16 protein-coding genes and 1 tRNA gene are annotated in these 17,464 nt (G+C 67.3%); 6 read left to right on the top strand and 11 right to left on the bottom strand.

Going from position 1 to position 17,464, the window contains the following annotated elements:
* Nucleotides 1-15: 15 nt before the first annotated feature.
* The 4 genes from ABIC35_RS13980 to ABIC35_RS13965 are packed head-to-tail and all read right to left on the bottom strand — an operon-like array spanning nt 16 to nt 4,134.
* Nucleotides 16-2,160: a transglycosylase domain-containing protein gene (locus ABIC35_RS13980; protein WP_121072740.1), complete on the bottom strand. Its 2,145-nt coding sequence runs from the start codon at nt 2,158-2,160 to the stop codon at nt 16-18.
* Between the two features lie 44 nt (nt 2,161-2,204).
* Nucleotides 2,205-2,618 (bottom strand): peptide-methionine (R)-S-oxide reductase MsrB, encoded by a 414-nt coding sequence (gene msrB / locus ABIC35_RS13975; RefSeq protein ID WP_121072738.1) that lies wholly within the window; start codon nt 2,616-2,618, stop codon nt 2,205-2,207.
* A gap of 50 nt (nt 2,619-2,668) precedes the next feature.
* Nucleotides 2,669-3,169: a sterol desaturase family protein gene (locus ABIC35_RS13970; RefSeq protein WP_354278498.1), complete on the bottom strand. Its 501-nt coding sequence runs from the start codon at nt 3,167-3,169 to the stop codon at nt 2,669-2,671.
* Nucleotides 3,170-3,228: 59 nt separating this feature from the next.
* Nucleotides 3,229-4,134: a LysR substrate-binding domain-containing protein gene (locus ABIC35_RS13965; RefSeq protein WP_121072734.1), complete on the bottom strand. Its 906-nt coding sequence runs from the start codon at nt 4,132-4,134 to the stop codon at nt 3,229-3,231.
* A 293-nt stretch (nt 4,135-4,427) separates the two neighbouring features.
* Between ABIC35_RS13965 and ABIC35_RS13960 the strand changes: the two genes are divergently transcribed.
* Together ABIC35_RS13960 and ABIC35_RS13955 are read left to right on the top strand one after the other, a co-directional pair.
* Entirely contained in the window at nt 4,428-6,713 is a 2,286-nt protein-coding gene (locus ABIC35_RS13960; RefSeq protein ID WP_121072732.1) for a CDC48 family AAA ATPase, read from the top strand.
* 68 nt (nt 6,714-6,781) lie between these two features.
* Nucleotides 6,782-7,456, top strand: coding sequence for a phosphatase PAP2 family protein (locus tag ABIC35_RS13955; RefSeq protein ID WP_121072730.1), 675 nt, complete (start codon nt 6,782-6,784; stop codon nt 7,454-7,456).
* 3 nt (nt 7,457-7,459) lie between these two features.
* On the opposite strand, the gene ABIC35_RS13950 is transcribed toward ABIC35_RS13955, so the two are convergent.
* Nucleotides 7,460-8,911: an ATP-binding protein gene (locus tag ABIC35_RS13950; RefSeq protein WP_121072728.1), complete on the bottom strand. Its 1,452-nt coding sequence runs from the start codon at nt 8,909-8,911 to the stop codon at nt 7,460-7,462.
* Nucleotides 8,912-8,986: 75 nt separating this feature from the next.
* Nucleotides 8,987-9,499 (bottom strand): GAF domain-containing protein, encoded by a 513-nt coding sequence (locus ABIC35_RS13945; RefSeq protein ID WP_121072726.1) that lies wholly within the window; start codon nt 9,497-9,499, stop codon nt 8,987-8,989.
* A gap of 118 nt (nt 9,500-9,617) precedes the next feature.
* Here ABIC35_RS13945 and recQ point away from each other — a divergent pair, with 118 nt between their 5' ends.
* Together recQ and ABIC35_RS13935 are read left to right on the top strand one after the other, a co-directional pair.
* Entirely contained in the window at nt 9,618-11,387 is a 1,770-nt protein-coding gene (gene recQ / locus ABIC35_RS13940; protein ID WP_121079022.1) for a DNA helicase RecQ, read from the top strand.
* Between the two features lie 64 nt (nt 11,388-11,451).
* Entirely contained in the window at nt 11,452-11,877 is a 426-nt protein-coding gene (locus ABIC35_RS13935; protein WP_121072724.1) for a TIGR01244 family sulfur transferase, read from the top strand.
* 254 nt (nt 11,878-12,131) lie between these two features.
* Here the strand turns inward: ABIC35_RS13935 and ABIC35_RS13930 are convergent, their stop codons facing one another.
* The 4 genes from ABIC35_RS13930 to ABIC35_RS13915 form a co-directional block, all read right to left on the bottom strand.
* Nucleotides 12,132-13,556, bottom strand: a complete 1,425-nt coding sequence (locus tag ABIC35_RS13930; RefSeq protein WP_121072722.1) for an ammonium transporter — start codon at nt 13,554-13,556, stop codon at nt 12,132-12,134.
* A 14-nt stretch (nt 13,557-13,570) separates the two neighbouring features.
* Nucleotides 13,571-13,909, bottom strand: coding sequence for a P-II family nitrogen regulator (locus ABIC35_RS13925; RefSeq protein WP_010542740.1), 339 nt, complete (start codon nt 13,907-13,909; stop codon nt 13,571-13,573).
* Nucleotides 13,910-14,053: 144 nt separating this feature from the next.
* Nucleotides 14,054-14,662 carry an LON peptidase substrate-binding domain-containing protein gene (locus tag ABIC35_RS13920; protein ID WP_121072720.1) on the bottom strand — a complete coding sequence of 203 codons (609 nt, stop codon included), beginning with the start codon at nt 14,660-14,662 and terminating at the stop codon, nt 14,054-14,056.
* On the bottom strand, nt 14,659-15,555 hold the full coding sequence (locus ABIC35_RS13915; protein WP_121072718.1) for a tetratricopeptide repeat protein: 897 nt from the start codon (nt 15,553-15,555) through the stop codon (nt 14,659-14,661). The genes ABIC35_RS13920 and ABIC35_RS13915 overlap by 4 nt, the downstream gene beginning before the upstream one ends.
* A gap of 219 nt (nt 15,556-15,774) precedes the next feature.
* Between ABIC35_RS13915 and ABIC35_RS13910 the strand changes: the two genes are divergently transcribed.
* Nucleotides 15,775-15,849, top strand: a tRNA-Gly gene (locus tag ABIC35_RS13910).
* A 27-nt stretch (nt 15,850-15,876) separates the two neighbouring features.
* On the opposite strand, the gene ABIC35_RS13905 is transcribed toward ABIC35_RS13910, so the two are convergent.
* On the bottom strand, nt 15,877-16,569 hold the full coding sequence (locus tag ABIC35_RS13905) for a FadR/GntR family transcriptional regulator (protein WP_093296240.1): 693 nt from the start codon (nt 16,567-16,569) through the stop codon (nt 15,877-15,879).
* Between the two features lie 63 nt (nt 16,570-16,632).
* On the opposite strand from ABIC35_RS13905, the gene ABIC35_RS13900 reads away from it, so the two are divergent.
* Nucleotides 16,633-17,436: a DUF72 domain-containing protein gene (locus ABIC35_RS13900; protein ID WP_121072715.1), complete on the top strand. Its 804-nt coding sequence runs from the start codon at nt 16,633-16,635 to the stop codon at nt 17,434-17,436.
* Nucleotides 17,437-17,464: the final 28 nt, after the last annotated feature.

Genomic DNA, 17,464 nt, shown 5'->3' with positions numbered 1-17,464 from the left:
GAGGGGAGTTTAGATTCAATATTCGTCGTTGGGCCGCTGGCGATCCTGCGGCGCGGGCTGGCGCTGCGGCTGGCGGGGCTGTTGCTGCGCCGGCGGGCGGCCGGTCATCCGGTTGATCCAGTCGCGGTCGAGCCGCTCGCCCTGCTGCTGGACCGGCGCCGGGCGTCCCCCCTGCTGCACCGGTGCGGTACCGTCCATCTCCTCGCCGTCCTCCGGCTCGGTCGGCACCTGCGGCGGCGGGGCGATCGGATTGCCGTCCGGATCGACCATCATCCCATTGTCGGGGGCGCCATAGGCGTCCTCGTCGGGCTCGAGCATGTTGTCCGGCGGGGTCAGCTGCGTCTCGAACTGCTCGACCGGGCGGTTGGCGACGGCCTGGATCATGAAGTCGTGGAAGGCGCGCGCAGGCGCCCGGCCGCCCTGCAGGCCCGGGATCACCTTGGCATCGTCGCGACCCATCCACACGCCGGTGGTAAGGCCGCTGGAGAAGCCGATGAACCAGCCGTCCTTGTTCGACGTGGTCGTGCCGGTCTTGCCCGCGACCGGACGGCCGATCTGCGCGGCACGACCGGTGCCGGTGGCGACGGCGGTCTGCATCAGGTCGATCATCTGTGCGGCGACATAGTTGGCGACCAGCACGTGACTCGTGTCCACCTCGTGCTGGTAGATCACCCGGTTGTTCGCGGTGACGCGGGTGATGCCATAGGGCGTCACCGCCACGCCGTTATTTCCCACCGAGGCGAAGGCGCGCGTCATGTCGATCAGGCGGACGTTCGAGGTGCCGAGCACCATCGCCGGCTGGGTGTTGATCGGCGTGGTGATGCCGAATCGCTTGGCCATGTCCGCCACGGTGGAAAAGCCCACCTCCTGACCCAGCTTCGCCGCGATCGTGTTGACCGAATAGGCGAAGGCGGTGCGGATCGTGATCGGGCCGCTGTTACGGCGCGAGTCATTGCGCGGGGTCCAGCCGTCGATCGTCACCGGCTCGTCAACCACCACGTCGTCGGGCTTGTGCCCGGCTTCGAGCGCCGCGAGATAGACGAACAGCTTGAACGACGAGCCCGGCTGGCGCTGGGCCTGCGTCGCGCGGTTGTAGATCGACGACACATAGTCCTTGCCGCCGACCATTGCCCGCACCGCGCCGTCGCGGTCGATCGAGACGAGCGCGCCCTGCGCGCCGTCGGGCGCGTTGACGCGGATCGCCTGGTCGGCGCTGCGCTGCATGTTGAGGTCGAGTGTGGTCCACACGTCGAGCGGCGCGTCGGTTTCGTCGATCAGCGTCTCCAGCTGCGGAAGCGCCCAGTCGGTGAAGTAGCGCACGCTGTTCTGCTTGGGCTCGGGTGCCAGCTGCACAGCGTGGGGATCGGTGCTGTTGGCCTGCGCCTCGCTGATCTTGCCGGCATCGGCCATCAGCTTGAGCACCACCGTCGCACGATCGACCGCCGCTTCGGCGTCGGCGGTCGGCGAATAATGCGACGGCGCCTTCACCAGGCCCGCGATGATCGCGGACTCGCCGAGCGACAGGTTGGTCGCAGGATGACCGAAGAACTTCCGGCTCGCCGCGTCGATCCCGTAGGCGCCGCCGCCGAAATAGACCTTGTTCAGGTAGAGCTCGAGAATCTCCTGCTTGCTGAACTTGCGCTCGAGCGCCAGCGCCAGCACGGCCTCGCGGACCTTCCGGCCCACGCTGTACTTGTTCGACAGGAAGATGGTGCGCGCCACCTGCTGGGTGATGGTCGAGCCGCCCTGCAGGCGTCGCCCTTCGTCATGCAGCCGCTTGGCCACCCAGAAGATGCGCGCCACGCCGATCGGATCGACGCCCCAGTGCGATTCGAAGCGGCGATCCTCGGTCGCGATGATCGCGTCCTTCATCGCCTGTGGGATCTGGTCGTACTTGATCCATTCGCCATAGCTCGGCCCGAGCGAGACGAGCACGGTGCCGTCGACCGCGTGGACGCGGATCATCTGGCCGTTGGGCGAGGACTTCATCTGGTCGAAGCTGGGCAGCGTCGAGCGCGCCGAATAGACCGCGATCACCAGCGCGATGCAGGCGATCAGCGCCAACGCCACGCCGCTGATCAGCGACCAGAGGAAGAACTTCTTCCAGAAGGAGCCCCGGCGCCACCAGGGCGCAGCTGCGGTTTTCGATTTCACGGCCATGTACGGCGTGGTCGATTACAGCGTGCGGGGCATTCCCACAAGGATCAGGCGGCCGATGCGCCCGCAGCGCGCGGCCGGAACTCCAGGCTGACCGAATTCATGCAGTAACGAAGCCCCGTCGGCGGCGGGCCATCGGGGAAGACATGGCCGAGATGGCCGTCGCAGCGGGCGCAGCGCGCCTCGATGCGGCGCATGCCATGACTGGTATCGGCATGTTCGCTCACATGGTCCGGCGCCACCGGCTGCGTAAAGCTGGGCCAGCCCGAACCGGAATCATATTTGTCGATGCTGTCGAACAGTTCGAGCTGGCAGGCGGCGCAGCGATAGATGCCGTCGGCCTTGTTGTCGTTGTAGCGGCCCGAAAAGGCGCGCTCGGTGCCCGCCTCGCGCAGCACGTGGAACTGCTCGGGGGTGAGGCGCTTGCGCCATTCGGATTCGGGGAGATTCAGCTGTTCCATAGGCCCGAGATGTGGGTTCGGCAGGCTGTGCCGTCAATCCGCCGAACGGCTCAATCCGGGATAGTGATCCGCTGCACCACCGCACCGCTTTCGCGCAATTGCGCCTTCAGCACCTCGGGCTTGGGGGCGTAGAGAAAGCCGAAGCTCACCGTGCCCTTGCGGGTGCGCACCGCATGATGGAGCCGGTGCGCCTGAACGATCCGCTTCATGTAGCTGGAGCGGGGAATGTACCGATGGCGGATCCGTTTGTGCACGATCAGATCGTGGAAGCCGAAATAAATGGCGCCATAGGCCGCGATCCCCGCGCCGATCCAGGTAAAGCCCGGCCACCAGCCGAGCTGCAGGCCGCCGAGCAGCAGTACGAAGGACGGCACCGCGAAGATCGCGGCGTACAGGTCGTTCAGCTCCCAATTGCCGGTGCGGGGGCGGTGATGGCTCTCGTGGAGGAACCAGCCCGGCCCGTGCATGATCCAGCGATGCGCGGCATAGGCGAACAGCTCCATGCCGAGCACGGTGGCGAGGAAGATCAGGACGGCGTTGAGCGGCGACATGGGCCCCATGTAGGCGATCCCGCCGCGCCATTCCATTGACTTTGCCCAAAGAGGCAGGGTCAGTCCTGGGGCATGTCCAGCAAATCCGCGCCCATCGCCGAGATCAGCCAGTCGTGGAAGATCTGAACCGGCCGCAGGGTGAGTGCGCGCGGGCGGCAGACGAACCAGTAGCTGTAATGGCTCTCCACCGTCAGGTCGAACAGCTGCACCAGCCGCTCGTCCCGGGCGGACTGATAGTGCGATTCGAGCATGAACGCGACGCCCAGCCCCTGCGCGGCGGCCTCCAGCATCAAATTGCCCGAATCGAACAGGTCGATCGCCGCCGGCTCCAGATCGGGATAGCCCGCCGCCATTCGCCAAGCGGTGAAGGTCTCGGGCATTTCGCGGTGGACCAGCGCGGTGAGCCGCGACAGGTCCATCGGGTCGCGCACCGGGTTCGGGCCCTCCACGAGGCTGCGCGCGCCGATCACGTGCACCCGGTTGCGGTCTAGGCGGCGCGAATAATAGCCGGGGTCAATGTCGCGGGCGATGACGATCGCCGCGTCGAGCCCGTCGCCCAGGCGCGCCATGCCGTGGCTGCCGGTGTCGACGTCCAGATGCAATTGGGGATGCTGCTTCTTCAGCTCCGGCAGGCGCGGCAGCAGCTGTTGGGTCGCATAGAGCGGCAGCACGCCGAGGCGGAGCCGCAGCAGCTCGCTGCCGCTGGTCATCGTCTCGATCGCGTCGGTCATCGTGTCGAGCGCCGGCGCGATCAGGCTGAGCAGCCGGTCGCCGTCGTCGTTGAGCCGCAGCGACTGGTGCCGCCGCTCGAACAAGGGCTTGCCGATGAAGCGCTCGAGCGCCTGCACGCGCCGGCTGAGCGCGGGCGAGGACAGCGCCAGTTCCTCGGCGGCGGCCTTGATCGAGCCCAGGCGGGCAACCTGAACAAAGGCTTCGATCGCGGTGAGCGGCGGAAGGCGACGCATCGATCCGTGTCTCTCAATTGGTGCGGTGCAGCAATGGCATCATGCGAGCGATACGCGCCCGCACAACCCCTTCCCGCTGATAGCGAATATCGCCCCGGACAATCGCGATTGCAAGCCATGCATCTACGCGGTGTAAATTTCGCACTTGCACAAAAACGTGCCGCACCGCACATAGGGGGTGCCTTTCAGGCATCCTCTCCTAAAACTTTCCAAGGCCGCCCTTTTTGAGGCGGCCCTTTTTTTTGTCTTCGCCGTTCTTAGCTTTCGGGCCTACCGCCACGAAGGAATCCAGAATGGCCGATGACGAATCCCGCACGAGGCGGCTGCAGGTCGCCAATGCGCGCCCCGAAGACAGCGGCCGCGGACTGGCCCATATCCCGCGCAGCCTGATGGCGGCGCTTGGCATCACCGAGGGTGATGTGATCGAAATCGTCGGCAAGCGCAGCACGCCTGCGCGCGCCGTCCTCCCCTATTCCGAAGACGAAGGGCTGGAGCTGCTCCGCATCGACGGGCTCCAGCGCGCCAATGCCGGGGTCGGCTCGGGCGACTTCGTCGAGGTGCGCCGCGCCGATTCGAAGCCGGCGACTCGCGTCGTGTTCGGCCCGGCCCAGGCGAATCTGCGCCTGCGCGGTACCGGCGAGGCGCTGAAGCGCACCTTCTTCACCCGTCCCCTCACGTCTGGCGACACGATCGCGACGGTCGGCCACCAGCGCGCCGACGTGCCGCCCAATGTGCAGCAGTTCGTGCGTGCGCCGGCCTATGCGTTGCAGGAGATCCGCCTGACGGTGCTCTCCACCGTGCCCCGCGGCGTGGTGCATATCGACGAGAATACCGAGGTTGAGCTTCGTACCGAGTACGAGGAAGCCAAGGAAAGCCGCCGCGCCGACGTCACCTATGACGATATCGGCGGCATGGCCGCCACGATCGACCAGCTGCGCGAGATGGTCGAGCTGCCCTTGCGCTACCCCGAGCTGTTCCAGCGCCTGGGCGTCGATCCGCCCAAGGGCGTGATCCTGCACGGCCCTCCCGGCACCGGTAAGACGCGCCTCGCCCGTGCGGTCGCCAACGAAAGCGATGCCAGCTTCCACCTGATCAACGGGCCGGAGATCATGGGCTCGGCCTATGGCGAATCCGAGCAGCGGCTGCGCCAGGTGTTCGAGGAAGCGGCGAAGAACGCGCCCTCGATCGTGTTCATCGACGAGATCGATTCGATCGCGCCCAAGCGTGGCCAAGTAACCGGCGAGGCGGAGAAGCGTCTCGTCGCCCAGCTGCTGACGCTGATGGACGGGCTGGAAGCGCGCGCCAACATCGTCGTCATCGCCGCGACCAACCGCCCCGAGGCGATCGACGAGGCGCTGCGCCGTCCGGGCCGGTTCGATCGCGAGATCGTCGTCGGCGTGCCGGACGATCGCGGCCGCCGCGAGATCCTGGGCATCCACACCCGCGGCATGCCGCTGGGCGATACCGTCGACCTCGCCGAGCTGGCGCGCACCACCTACGGCTTTGTCGGCGCCGATCTCGCCGCGCTGACCCGGGAGGCGGCGATCGATTCCGTGCGCCGGATCATGCCGCGCCTCAATCTCGAGGAAGGCACGATCCCGCCCGAGGTGCTCGATACGCTGTCGGTCACCCGCGACGATTTCCTGGAGGCACTGAAGCGCGTCCAGCCCTCGGCGATGCGCGAAGTGATGGTGCAGGCGCCGACGGTCCGCTGGGAGGATGTCGGCGGGCTCGACGATGCGCAGATGCGGCTCAAGGAGGGCGTCGAGCTGCCGCTCAAGGATCCGGACGCATTCCGGCGCCTCGGCATTCGGCCGGCCAAGGGCTTCCTGCTCTATGGCCCGCCGGGCACCGGCAAGACGTTGCTCGCCAAGGCCGTGGCACGCGAGGCGGAGGCGAACTTCATCGCCACCAAGTCGAGCGACCTGCTGAGCAAATGGTATGGCGAAAGCGAGCAGCAGATCGCCCGGCTGTTCGCCCGCGCGCGCCAGGTGGCACCCTGCGTGATCTTCATCGACGAGCTCGACTCGCTGGTCCCCGCGCGCGGCGGTTCGATGGGCGAGCCGCAGGTGACCGAGCGCGTGGTCAACACCATCCTCGCCGAGATGGACGGGCTGGAGGAGCTCCAGTCGGTGGTGGTGATCGGCGCGACCAACCGGCCGAACCTGATCGACCCTGCCCTGCTCCGCCCGGGCCGGTTCGACGAACTCGTCTATGTCGGCGTGCCCGACAAGGCCGGGCGCGAGCGCATCCTGCGCATCCAGACCGACAAGATGCCGCTGGCATCGGACGTCGACCTGGGCTCGATCGCCGAGCAGACCCAGCGCTACACCGGCGCCGATCTGGAAGACGTGGTCCGCCGCGCCGGCCTGGTCGCGCTGCGCCAGTCGCTGGCGACGCGCGAAGTGACGATGGCGCATTTCGAGGAAGCGCTGAAGGACTCGCGCGCCACCGTAACGCCGGAGATGGAGAGCGATTACGAAGCGATGCAGGGCAGGCTGAAGCAGCAGGCCTCAGCAATCCAACCGATCGGCTTCATCGCGCCCGGCATGCTGGAAGGCCGCGGCCCGAAGGGCTAGGCTGCCGCATCCAAGGCCGCCGACGACCATGGCGTCGTCGGCGGCCTTTCCTTTTTCCAGCGAGCAGCATGACCGATTCCAACCCGCTTCAGCAATCCAACCGCCAATGGCTCTGGCCGGCGCTCGCCCTGCTGGGGCTTTCGCTGGCGGGCCTTGCGGCATTCCTCTGCCTGCGCTTCGCCAGCGGGTTCGCGTTCGACCCTGCGCTGCTGCTGGCGTTCCGCACGCCCGGCGATCTCGCTACCCCGATCGGCCCTCCTTGGCTGCTCCAATCGGCGATCGATATCAGTGCCCTCGGCGGCTACACCGTGCTTTGGCTGGCGGGCGCGGCAACGCTCATCTTCCTGTTCGCGTTCGGCAAGCGCTCGGAGGCGCTGCTGCTCGCTGGATCGCTCGTTGGCGCATCTACGATCAACGCGCTGCTCAAGCTATTCCTGCATCGCCCGCGTCCCGACGTGGTGCCACATCTCGCGCATGTTTCGAGCGCGAGCTTCCCGAGCGGGCACGCGATGATCTCGGCCGCCGTCTATCTCACCCTCGGCATCATGGTCGCGCAGACGCAGACCAGCCGCTGGGCCCGTGCGTATCTGCTCGGCTTCGCGGTGCTGCTGGTGCTGCTGATCGGCTGCAGCCGCGTGTTCCTCGGCGTCCACTGGCCTTCGGACGTGCTGGCCGGCTGGTGCTTCGGCGCGATCTGGGCGCTGTGCATGTTCGCGCTCAACGCCCGGCTGCACCGGCGCTAGCGCTCAGCCGTCCGAGGCCTGGGTCGTCCAGCCGAGCCTTGGAATCGTGATCGAGCGCTTGCCCGACAGGTCGACGCGGGTGACGAACAGCCCCTTGCTCTCGATATATTGCATCAGCCGCCGCGCGCGGCCGAGCGAGCTGGTGCCGTAGCTGGTCGCGATATCGGTATCGCTGGGGCAGGGCAGCCCTTCGCGCGCCGCCTTGGCGACGAGCAGGAAGGGAGCGAGCATGTCGTCGGGCAGCGCCCGCGCCGCTTCCAGCGCCTGTGCCCACTCGTCGTCGGGGTCGCCATGGATGCCCGCGCGCGCCGCCGACAGGCGCCGCACGAAGCCCGAAATGTCGAGCGGCGGACGGGTAAGCCCCACCATCCGGCAGCGCACCTGGAAATCCTGGTAGAGCACGGCGGGCGAGCGCAACGTCGACTGCTCGTCCTCGACGATCGCGCGCAGCACGTCAGCGACCAGCCCGGCGACTTCCTCGGGATCGCGATCTGGCTCGACTTCCATCGGCGAGGGCGCCGAACGGGCAAGCTGCTCGAGCACGGTCTCAGGCTGCGTATAGGCATGCGCAGGCGGCGGGGCCGGCGGCACCCATTCGGGCTCTGCCGGGGCCAGCAGCAGGTCCTTGATGTCCTCGGTCGGCGCCTGGGGCAGCGGGGTCAGCTTCGGCGACGAGCTGCGCGCGCTGGTTTCCACCGCGCCGATACGGATCGCGACCGGACGGCGGGTGATCGCCGGGCCGAGGCCGAGAAAATGCCCGCGCTGCAGGTCGCGGATCGCCTCGGCCTGGCGGCGCTCCATGCCGAGCAGGTCGGCGGCGCGTTGCATGTCGATGTCGAGGAAGGTGCGGCCCATCAGGAAGTTCGACGCTTCCGCCGCGACGTTCTTGGCCAGCTTAGCCAGCCGCTGCGTCGCGATCACGCCAGCGAGCCCGCGCTTGCGGCCGCGGCACATCAGGTTGGTCATCGCCGAGAGCGAGGCACGGCGCACCTCTTCCGCCACTTCGCCGCCACCGGCGGGCGCGAACAGCTGGGCTTCGTCGACCACGACCAGCGCCGGATACCAATGGTCGCGCGGCGCATCGAACAGGCCGTTGAGGAAAGTGGCGGCGCAGCGCATCTGGCCTTCCGCCTCCAGCCCTTCCAGGCTCAGCACCACCGACGCACGATGTTCGCGGATGCGCGCGGCGAAGCGGGCGACGTCGCGCTCGCTATGGTCGACCGCCTCGATCGCGAGATGGCCGTAGCGATCGGAAAGGGTGACGAAATCGCCCTCGGGATCGATCACCACCTGCTGGACGTGCCCCGCCGATTGTTCGAGCAGGCGGCGGAGCAGGTGCGACTTGCCGGAGCCCGAATTGCCCTGGACGAGCAATCGGGTTGCAAGCAACTCCTCCAGATCGACCGGCACGGGTCCGCCCGTGCCGTCGACGCCCATGTCCACGCTGACGGTCATCGCCGCCGCTTTGCCGGATCATGGGGGGCAGCGGCAAGGGCTGCCGCCACGAAAACTGTGGGTGTTTGTTTCGCTTCAGGCCGCGTCGGCAGCATGCAGGCGCTGGCGGCGGCGTTCGAGCGCCTGCATCGTCTTCTCGGCGAGCAGCGTGAGGCGCGCGGTATCCTGCTCGGTGAGCTGCGGGCGCGCGGTGCTGTCGATCACGCAGAGCGTGCCGATCCGCTTGCCGCTGGCGGTGCGCAAGGGGGCCCCGGCATAGAAGCGGATATTGGGATCGCCGGTCACCAGCGGGTTCTCCGAAAAACGCGGATCGGCCTGCGCATCGTTGACCACGAAAACGTCCGGCCCGCGGATCGCATGGGTGCAGAAGGAGATCGAACGCGGCGTTTCCTGCGGCGCCAGCCCGACGCGCGCCTTGAACCATTGCCGGTTCTCGTCGATCAGCGAAATAAGGGCGATCGGCACGCCCAGCGCCGCTGCGGCTTCGCGAACGATTGCGTCGAACTCGGCTTCGTTGGGGGTGTCGAGCACGCCGTAGCCCTTGAGCTCGGCGAGGCGGGCGGGTTCGTCCGAGGGTTCAAGCGGCATGCGATGTCTTCCTGCGTTTGCGCCCCCCGGCACATTCGGTCTAAATACCGGGGCACAAGTTAACATTTTAACATATGTTCGGCAGCGCAAGCGTCTGCCGGGCAGTCTGATGGCAGCCATGCGTCCCGATCCCATTGAACATCTCCGCCGGGTTTTCGGCTATGACGCCTTTCGCGGCGTGCAGGGCTCGGTGGTCGACCGCGTCATGGCAGGGCAGCGTACGCTCGCGGTGATGCCGACGGGCGCGGGCAAGTCGCTCACCTATCAGCTGCCCTCGGTGATGCTGGAAGGGACTTGCGTCGTCGTCAGCCCGCTGATCGCGTTGATGCACGACCAGCTGCGTGCGGCCGAGGCGGTGGGTATCCGCGCCGCGACGCTGACCAGCGTCGACGACAATCGTGCCGAGACGATCGAACGCTTCCGCGCCGGTCAGCTCGACCTCCTCTACATCGCCCCGGAGCGGGCCTCGGGCGAGGGCTTCCGCAATCTGCTGACCCAGGCGCCGCTCAGCCTGTTCGCGATCGACGAGGCGCATTGCGTGTCCGAATGGGGGCATGATTTCCGCCCCGACTACCGGCTGCTGCGCCCGCTGCTCGATCGCTTCCCCGAGGTGCCGCGCCTCGCGCTGACGGCGACTGCCGACGCGCATACCCGCGCCGACATCCTCGAACAGCTGGGCATTCCCGAAGACGGGCTGATCGTCGCCGGCTTCGACCGGCCGAACATCCGCTACCATATCGCCCCGCGCGAGAACACGACGCGCCAGATCATCGACATCGTCGCCGAGAATCCCGGCCCCGGCATCGTCTATGCCCAGACCCGCAAGGGCGTGGAGCAGCTCGCCGAAAAGCTGGCGGCGGAGACCGGGCGACCGGTCCTCCCCTATCATGCCGGGCTCGATCCCGACGTGCGCCGCCGCAACCAGGCACAGTTCGTCGCGAGCGAGGACATGGTGGTGGTCGCCACCGTCGCGTTCGGCATGGGCATCGACAAACCCGACGTGCGCTTCGTCGCGCATGCGGGCCTGCCCAAGTCGATCGAGGCCTATTATCAGGAAACCGGCCGCGCGGGCCGCGACGGCGATCCCTCGGTCGCGCATCTCTTCTGGGGCGCCGACGATTTCGCCCGCGCCCGCCAGCGGATCGGCGAGGTCGAGCCCTCGCGCCAGCCCGGCGAGCGCACGCGGCTGACCGCACTCGGCGCGCTGGTCGAAACGGCGGGGTGCCGGCGCCGCATCCTGCTCAAGCATTTCGGCGAGGACGCGCCGGAGACCTGCGGCAATTGCGACAATTGCCTGAATCCGCCAGCGGCGATCGACGTCAGTGTCACCGCGCAGAAATTCCTTTCGGCGGTGTTCCGCACCGGCATGCTCTACGGCATCGGCTATATCGAGGGCATCCTCACCGGCGTCTCGACCGAGCGCAGCCTGATGAACCGGCACGAGAAGCTCTCGGTGTTTGGCATCGTCGACGGCGACGAAGTGGCGATGCTGAAACCCGTGTCGCGGGCGCTGCTGCTGCGCGACGCCTTGCGCACCAACGAACATGGCGGGCTCGAATTCGGGCCCGAGGCGCGCGCGATCCTCAAGGGCGAGGCGAAGCTGGAGTTGGTCCTGCCGCCCAAGCGCGAGCGGCGTCGCCGCGGGGCAAAGGGTTCGGTGCCTAACCCGGTCGGCAACCCGCTGTTCGAGGCGCTGCGCGCCAAGCGCCGTGAGATCGCGCAGGAGACCGGGTTGCCGCCCTATGTGATCTTCCATGATTCGGTGCTGCGCGACATGGCGATGGTGCGGCCGTCGTCGCTGGCGGAGATGGGGCAGCTCTCAGGTGTGGGTGCGCGCAAGCTCGATGCCTATGGGCAGGACTTCCTGAACGTCCTCCGCCAGTTCTGATCGACTTCCTTGGAGCGTGCCCCCGCGCTACAGCCTCGCGCTGGAATCAGAAGGAGGACCTGCCATGCCCAACAAGATCGACGACAGCATCTCGGTGGCCCCGCAGATCCGTCCTGAGGACGTGCCGGCGCTCGCGGCGGCGGGGTTCGTGCACATCATCAACAACCGTCCCGAGGGCGAGGAGTTCGGCCAGCCAACCGGCGCCGAGATCGCCGAGGCGGCGGAGGCGGCCGGGCTCGGCTATACCGAGATCCCGGTGACGCCGGGCGGCTTCTCGATGGCGCAGGTCGAGGCGATGGCCGAGGCGCTGGGCTCGGTCGACGGACCGGTGCTGGCCTATTGCCGCTCGGGCACGCGCTCGTGCAACCTCTGGGCACTCGCCACGGCCTATAAGGGCGGCGAGCCGGACGAACTGGTCACGAAGGGCGCGGGGGCGGGCTACGACCTGTCCGGTATCCGCCCGGCGCTGGCGCAGCTTTCGGGGCGCTGAGCCTTCATTCTATCGCTCCCCTCCCGCTTGCGGGAGGGGTCGGGGGAGGGGCTGACATGGAAGTAGTACCATGACGCTCCAGCCCCTCCCCTAGCTCCTCCCGCAAGCGGGAGGGGAACGCCTGTTGCAAACGACGGGCCCTGCTACCTTACGCACAAAAAATGGGCTGGTGGTTGCCCACCAGCCCAGTCGTCCGCAGGAGGAACCTCGGTGGGGCGCCGCGGCAGGAGAGGATCCCGCGGCGCCCGAACTTGTCAGTAGTTGTAGGCGCGCTCGCCATGCTCGTTGATGTCGAGCCCTTCGACTTCCACTTCCTTCGAAGGACGGATGCCGATGGTGAGCTTCAGGCCGTAGAAGAGGATCGCCGAGACCAGGCCCGACCAGAGCAGGGTGATGCCCACCGCTTCGGCCTGGATGATCAGCTGCGCCGCGGTGTCGTAGCTCGGAGCCGCGACTGCCGGGAACTTGGTGTAATCGATGACGCCTTGCCCGCCGAGCGCCGGGTTGGCGACGATCGCGGTGCCGAGCGCACCGACGATGCCGCCGACGCAGTGGACGCCGAACACGTCGAGCGAGTCGTCGTACTTCAGCTTGTTCTTCACCGTGGTGACGAAGAAGAAGCAGATCGGCGAGACGATCAGGCCGAGCACGATCGAGGTCATCGGCGCGGCATAGCCCGAGGCCGGGGTGATCGCGACAAGGCCGGCGACCGCACCGGTCACGCCACCCAGCAGCGACGGCTTCTTGTGCACGACCTGCTCGATCACTGCCCAGCTCACCGCAGCAGCGGCAGTGGCGACGAAGGTGTTGATGAAGGCAACCGCGGTCACGCCGTTCGATTCCAGGTTGGAACCGGCGTTGAAGCCGAACCAGCCCACCCACAGCAGCGAGGCGCCGATCATGGTCATGGTCAGCGAGTGCGGCGGCATCGGCTCGCTCTTGAAGCCCACGCGCTTGCCGATCACGAGGCAGCCGACCAGGCCGGCAATGCCCGCGTTGATGTGGACGACGGTGCCGCCGGCGAAATCTAGCGCGCCCTTGCCCCACAGGAAGCCGTAATCGGTCGGTGCGTCGACCAGGAAGTCTGGGCCCGCCCAGTACCAGACCATGTGCGCGATCGGGAAATAGGCCAGCGTCATCCACAGCACGGTGAAGATGATCAGCGGGGTGAACTTCACGCGCTCGGCAAAGGCACCGACGATCAGCGCCGGCGTGATGCAGGCGAAGGTCATCTGGAAGCAGACGAAGGCGAATTCGGGGATGTAGACGTTGTTCGAGAAAGTCGCGCCATAGGTGCTGGCACTCACCCCGACCAGGAACGCCTTGGAAAGGCCGCCGAAGAAGTGGTTCTCGCCGCCGCTGGTGAAGGCAATCGAATAGCCCCAGCTGACCCATACCAGCGAGGCGACCGAGACGATCATGAACACCTGCATCAGCACCGAGAGCATGTTCTTGGTGCGCACCAGGCCGCCATAGAACAGCGCCAGCGCCGGCACCGACATCATCAGCACGAGCGCCGAGGAGATCAGCATCCAGGCCGTGTCGCCCTTGTTCACCATCGTCGCCTGCTGGGCGACGGTGGGCGCCTTGATCAGTGCCGTCTGTGCCCAGGCGGGCATCGCCGCGACCAGCGCGGCCGCGCCGAGCGCGAGCCCGGCGGTCTTCCATCCTTGCTTCATTGCTACCCCCTTGCTCACAGCGCCGTCTCGTCGGTCTCGCCGGTGCGGATGCGCACGGCCTGGCCCATGTCGAGGACGAAGATCTTGCCGTCACCGATCGCGCCGGTGCTCGCCGCTGCCTGGATCGCCTCCACGGCGCGGTCGGCAAGATCGCTGCCCACGGCGACCTCGATCTTGATCTTCGGCACCATGTTCGTGCTGTACTCGGCGCCGCGATAGATCTCGGTCTGGCCCTTCTGGCGGCCGAACCCCTTCACTTCGGTAACGGTCATGCCCGTCACCCCGACGGTGGTGAGCGCCTCGCGCACCTCGTCGAGCTTGAAGGGTTTGATGATGGCGATGATGAGCTTCATGTCGCCCCCTCTGGCGGTTGTCCCGGGAGCAACTTCGCAAGGGGCGTGCCAAATGGAACGCACAGAGGGGATGTGCGTTTCGTACCGCCAAATATTACGAACTGGTGAATTTTGCGACGCGTGTCTGCCCGAAAAACGGGCAGATCACTGCAGCGTCGCGCTGTCCTCGCCATGGCGGCCGAAGAACTGCATCAGCTGGACGATCAGCTCGGCGCGGTCCTCCAGCCGGGGTGCTTCGAGCAGCGCCTGCTTCGAGGCTGCATCGAACGGCGCGATCTGGGCGATGCCGTTGACCAGCGATTCGTCGTCGAGCCGGGTCACCGCCTCCCAATCGACCACATAGCCCAGACCATCGGCGAAGCGGCGCGATTCCATCTCGATCGAAGCGCGACCCGCCAGCGACAGCGATTCGGACTCGCCCGCCACTTCCAGCGCCGCCTCGACCTGGCGGAACGGCGTGCTCACCTCCAACTCGCGGACGATGGTGAAGCGGCTCAGCCCCTCCAGCACGATGTTGAAGCGCCCGTCATCGAGCGCCTCGACATCGGCGATCCGGCCGACACAGCCCACGTCGAACAGGGTCGGCGGGTCCTTGTCGTCGCGCGGCTGGACCATGCCGATGCGACGATCGCGCGCGAGGGCCTCGGAGACCATCGCGCGGTAGCGCGGCTCGAAGATGTGGAGCGGCAGGTGCATGCGCGGAAACAGCAGCGCACCTGCCAGCGGAAACACCGAAAGCCGCGTCGTTTTCATCCGAACAGGATCTGCGACAGCTTGCGACGCTGGGCGGCGACCCAAGGATCTTCCAGCCCAACGACCTCGAACAGCTTGAGCAGCCGCTGGCGCGCGGCGCCCTCATTCCAGGCGCGATCGTCGCGGACCATGGCGAGCAGGGTCTCGGCCGCGCCCTCGCGATCGCCTGCCGCCATCTGGCCGCCGGCGAGCTCGTAGCGCGCATCCATGTCCTCGGGATTCGCGGCCGCACGCGCGGCGAGCCCGGCGAGATCGCCGACCGGCTGGGCTTCGCGGGCGAGGCTCAGCGCGGCGCGGGCGCGCTCGACTTCGGGCGCCTTGGCGGCGTCGCCCTGGATGGCGTCGAGCGCGGCCTGCGCCTCGTCATGGCGGCCTAGGGTAGTCAGTGCGCGGACGCGGCCCGCGGCAACCACCGCGTGATCGGGTGCCATTTCGGCGATCTGGTCGAAGATCGCGAGCGCGCGCTCGGCATCGCCGTCCGCCAGCACCTGCTCGCCCATCGCGATCAGCGGCTCGAGCTCGGCTTCCGCGTCGGCCTCTTCCCCGCTGATCGGCAGCTGGCGGAGAATCTGGTCGAGCATCGTGCGCAGCTGCGATTCGGTGCGCGCGCTGGTCAGGTCGGCGACCAGCTGGCCCTGGAACATCGCATAGACCGTCGGGATCGAGCGGACCTGGAATTGGCTGGCGATGAAGTTGTTCTTGTCGACGTCGATCTTGGCCAGCATCACGCCCTTGGCGGCATATTCGTCGGTGACCTTCTCGATCACCGGGCCCAGCGCCTTGCACGGCCCGCACCATTCGGCCCAGAAATCGATGATGACGAGCTTCGACATCGACGGCTCGACAACGTCTTTGCGAAAGGCGTCGACCGCCTGTTTGTCGGCGGGGCTCATACCAAGCGTGGCCAAAATGCGCTCCTTAAGCGATCTGCGGATGCCGGCACCTCTTACAGGGGCCTGGGCGGGTCGGCTCCTATTTGGGCGTTCGGGGGCGAACCGCCAAGCCTTTTCCAAAAAGTGCAAATTGGGGGTTGCGCCCTTTGAAACCCGCTGTTAGTTGGCCCGCCTCACCCGCCGAGAGCGCTTCGAAACGCTCCCGGCCACGACGCCAGAGCGGGCGTAGCTCAGGGGTAGAGCACAACCTTGCCAAGGTTGGGGTCGAGGGTTCGAATCCCTTCGCCCGCTCCAGTCGCTTTTGCGACTGCACCATCACTGTCACGGCATCAGCCGTTTTCTCCCTTCCGACAAATGCCAGCGCATCGCGAGCGCCGCGCCGTCCGCATCCTGCGCGCGGATCGCCTCGACGATCGTCGCATGCTCGCGCACCATCGCCGCGATCGGCTCGGCCTCGCGGAGGCGGGCGATATCGACACCGGCGCGCATGATTCGCATCGTTTCCTCGTGGAGATGCTCGAACGCTTTCTCGAAGGCGGGATTCGAGGTGGCGCGGAAGATCGCCCGGTGCAGCCGCCAATCCTCGTCATGGGCGGGATCGCTGGAGAGCAGCGCCTTGCGCAGATCGGCCATCGCCGATTCGATCTCCGCCAGCTGCTCGGGCGAGCGCCGGCGCGCCGCCAGCCGTGCGGCTTCCGATTCGAGCGCGAATCGCACCTCATAGGTGCCGAGCGTCGCCGAAAGCTCGTCGAAGGCCATGTGCGCGCCCAGCCGCAGCGACGGGCGACGCATCACATAGGAGCCCGCCCCGCGCCGCGCTTCGGTAATGCCGTCCGCGGCCAGCCGCACCAGCGCCTCGCGCACCACGGTGCGCGACATGCCGAAGCTTTCGGCCAGACGCGATTCGGAGGGGAGCCGGTCGCCGACGTTCAGCCCGCCCAGGATGATCTCGACGATACGCGAATAGGCCTGGTCGGCGAGGCGCTGGTCGGCGGGTGCGTGGTTTCGCAGCATGATGCGCCACGATACTAAGCCGTTTGAAAATGGCGAGTCGTGCCATGGTCTTAGGAGAAGCCGATGTCCGCCACCCCCGCCCCCATCCGCGTCGGCATCGGCGGCTGGACCTTCGAGCCCTGGCGCGGCACCTTTTATCCCGACAAGCTGCCGCAGAAGCACGAGCTCGAATATGCCGCGGCCGCGCTCACCGCGATCGAGATCAACGGCACCTATTATTCCACCTTCAAGCCGGCGAGCTTCGCCGGCTGGGCCGCGGCGGCGCCCGGGGGCTTCGTCTATACGGTGAAGGGCTCGCGCTTCGTCACCAACCGCAAGGTGCTGGCCGAGGCGGGCGAATCGATCGCGCGCTTCTGTGGCCAGGGGCTGACCGAGCTGGGCGACAAGCTCGGCCCGATCTTCTGGCAGTTCATGGCGACCAAGAAGTTCGACGCCGAGGATTTCGGCGCCTTTCTCAAGCTGCTGCCCGCCGCGCAGGACGGCGTGAAGCTGCGTCATGCGGTGCAGGTGCGGCACGACAGCTTCCACAAGCCGGAGTTTGTCGCGCTGTGCCGGGCGGCGGGCGTGGGGATCGTCTTTGCCGATTCGCCGCAATATCCGGCGATCGCCGATGTCAGCGGCGACTTCGTCTATGCGCGGCTGGAGGCGGGCGAGGACGAAAATCCGCTGTGCTACCCCGAATCCGATCTGCCGCGTTGGGTGGAGGCCGCCAAGATATGGGCGGCGGGCGGCCAACCGGAGGGGCTGCCCACCTTCGCCCCGGAGCCCGCGCCCGTGCAGCCGCGCGAGACCTTCGTCTTCTTCATCCATGGCGGGAAGGTGCGCGCGCCTGCGGGTGCCCAAGAGTTCATCCGCCGCCTCGGCTGAACCTCGAACCCTTTGCCATGCCGCTTCG

The organism is Sphingomonas trueperi (assembly GCF_040545965.1).
Lineage (GTDB): Bacteria > Pseudomonadota > Alphaproteobacteria > Sphingomonadales > Sphingomonadaceae > Sphingomonas > Sphingomonas trueperi_C.
The sequence above is the reverse complement of the archived record's forward strand: the minus strand, read 5'-3'. Positions and strand labels throughout refer to the sequence as shown.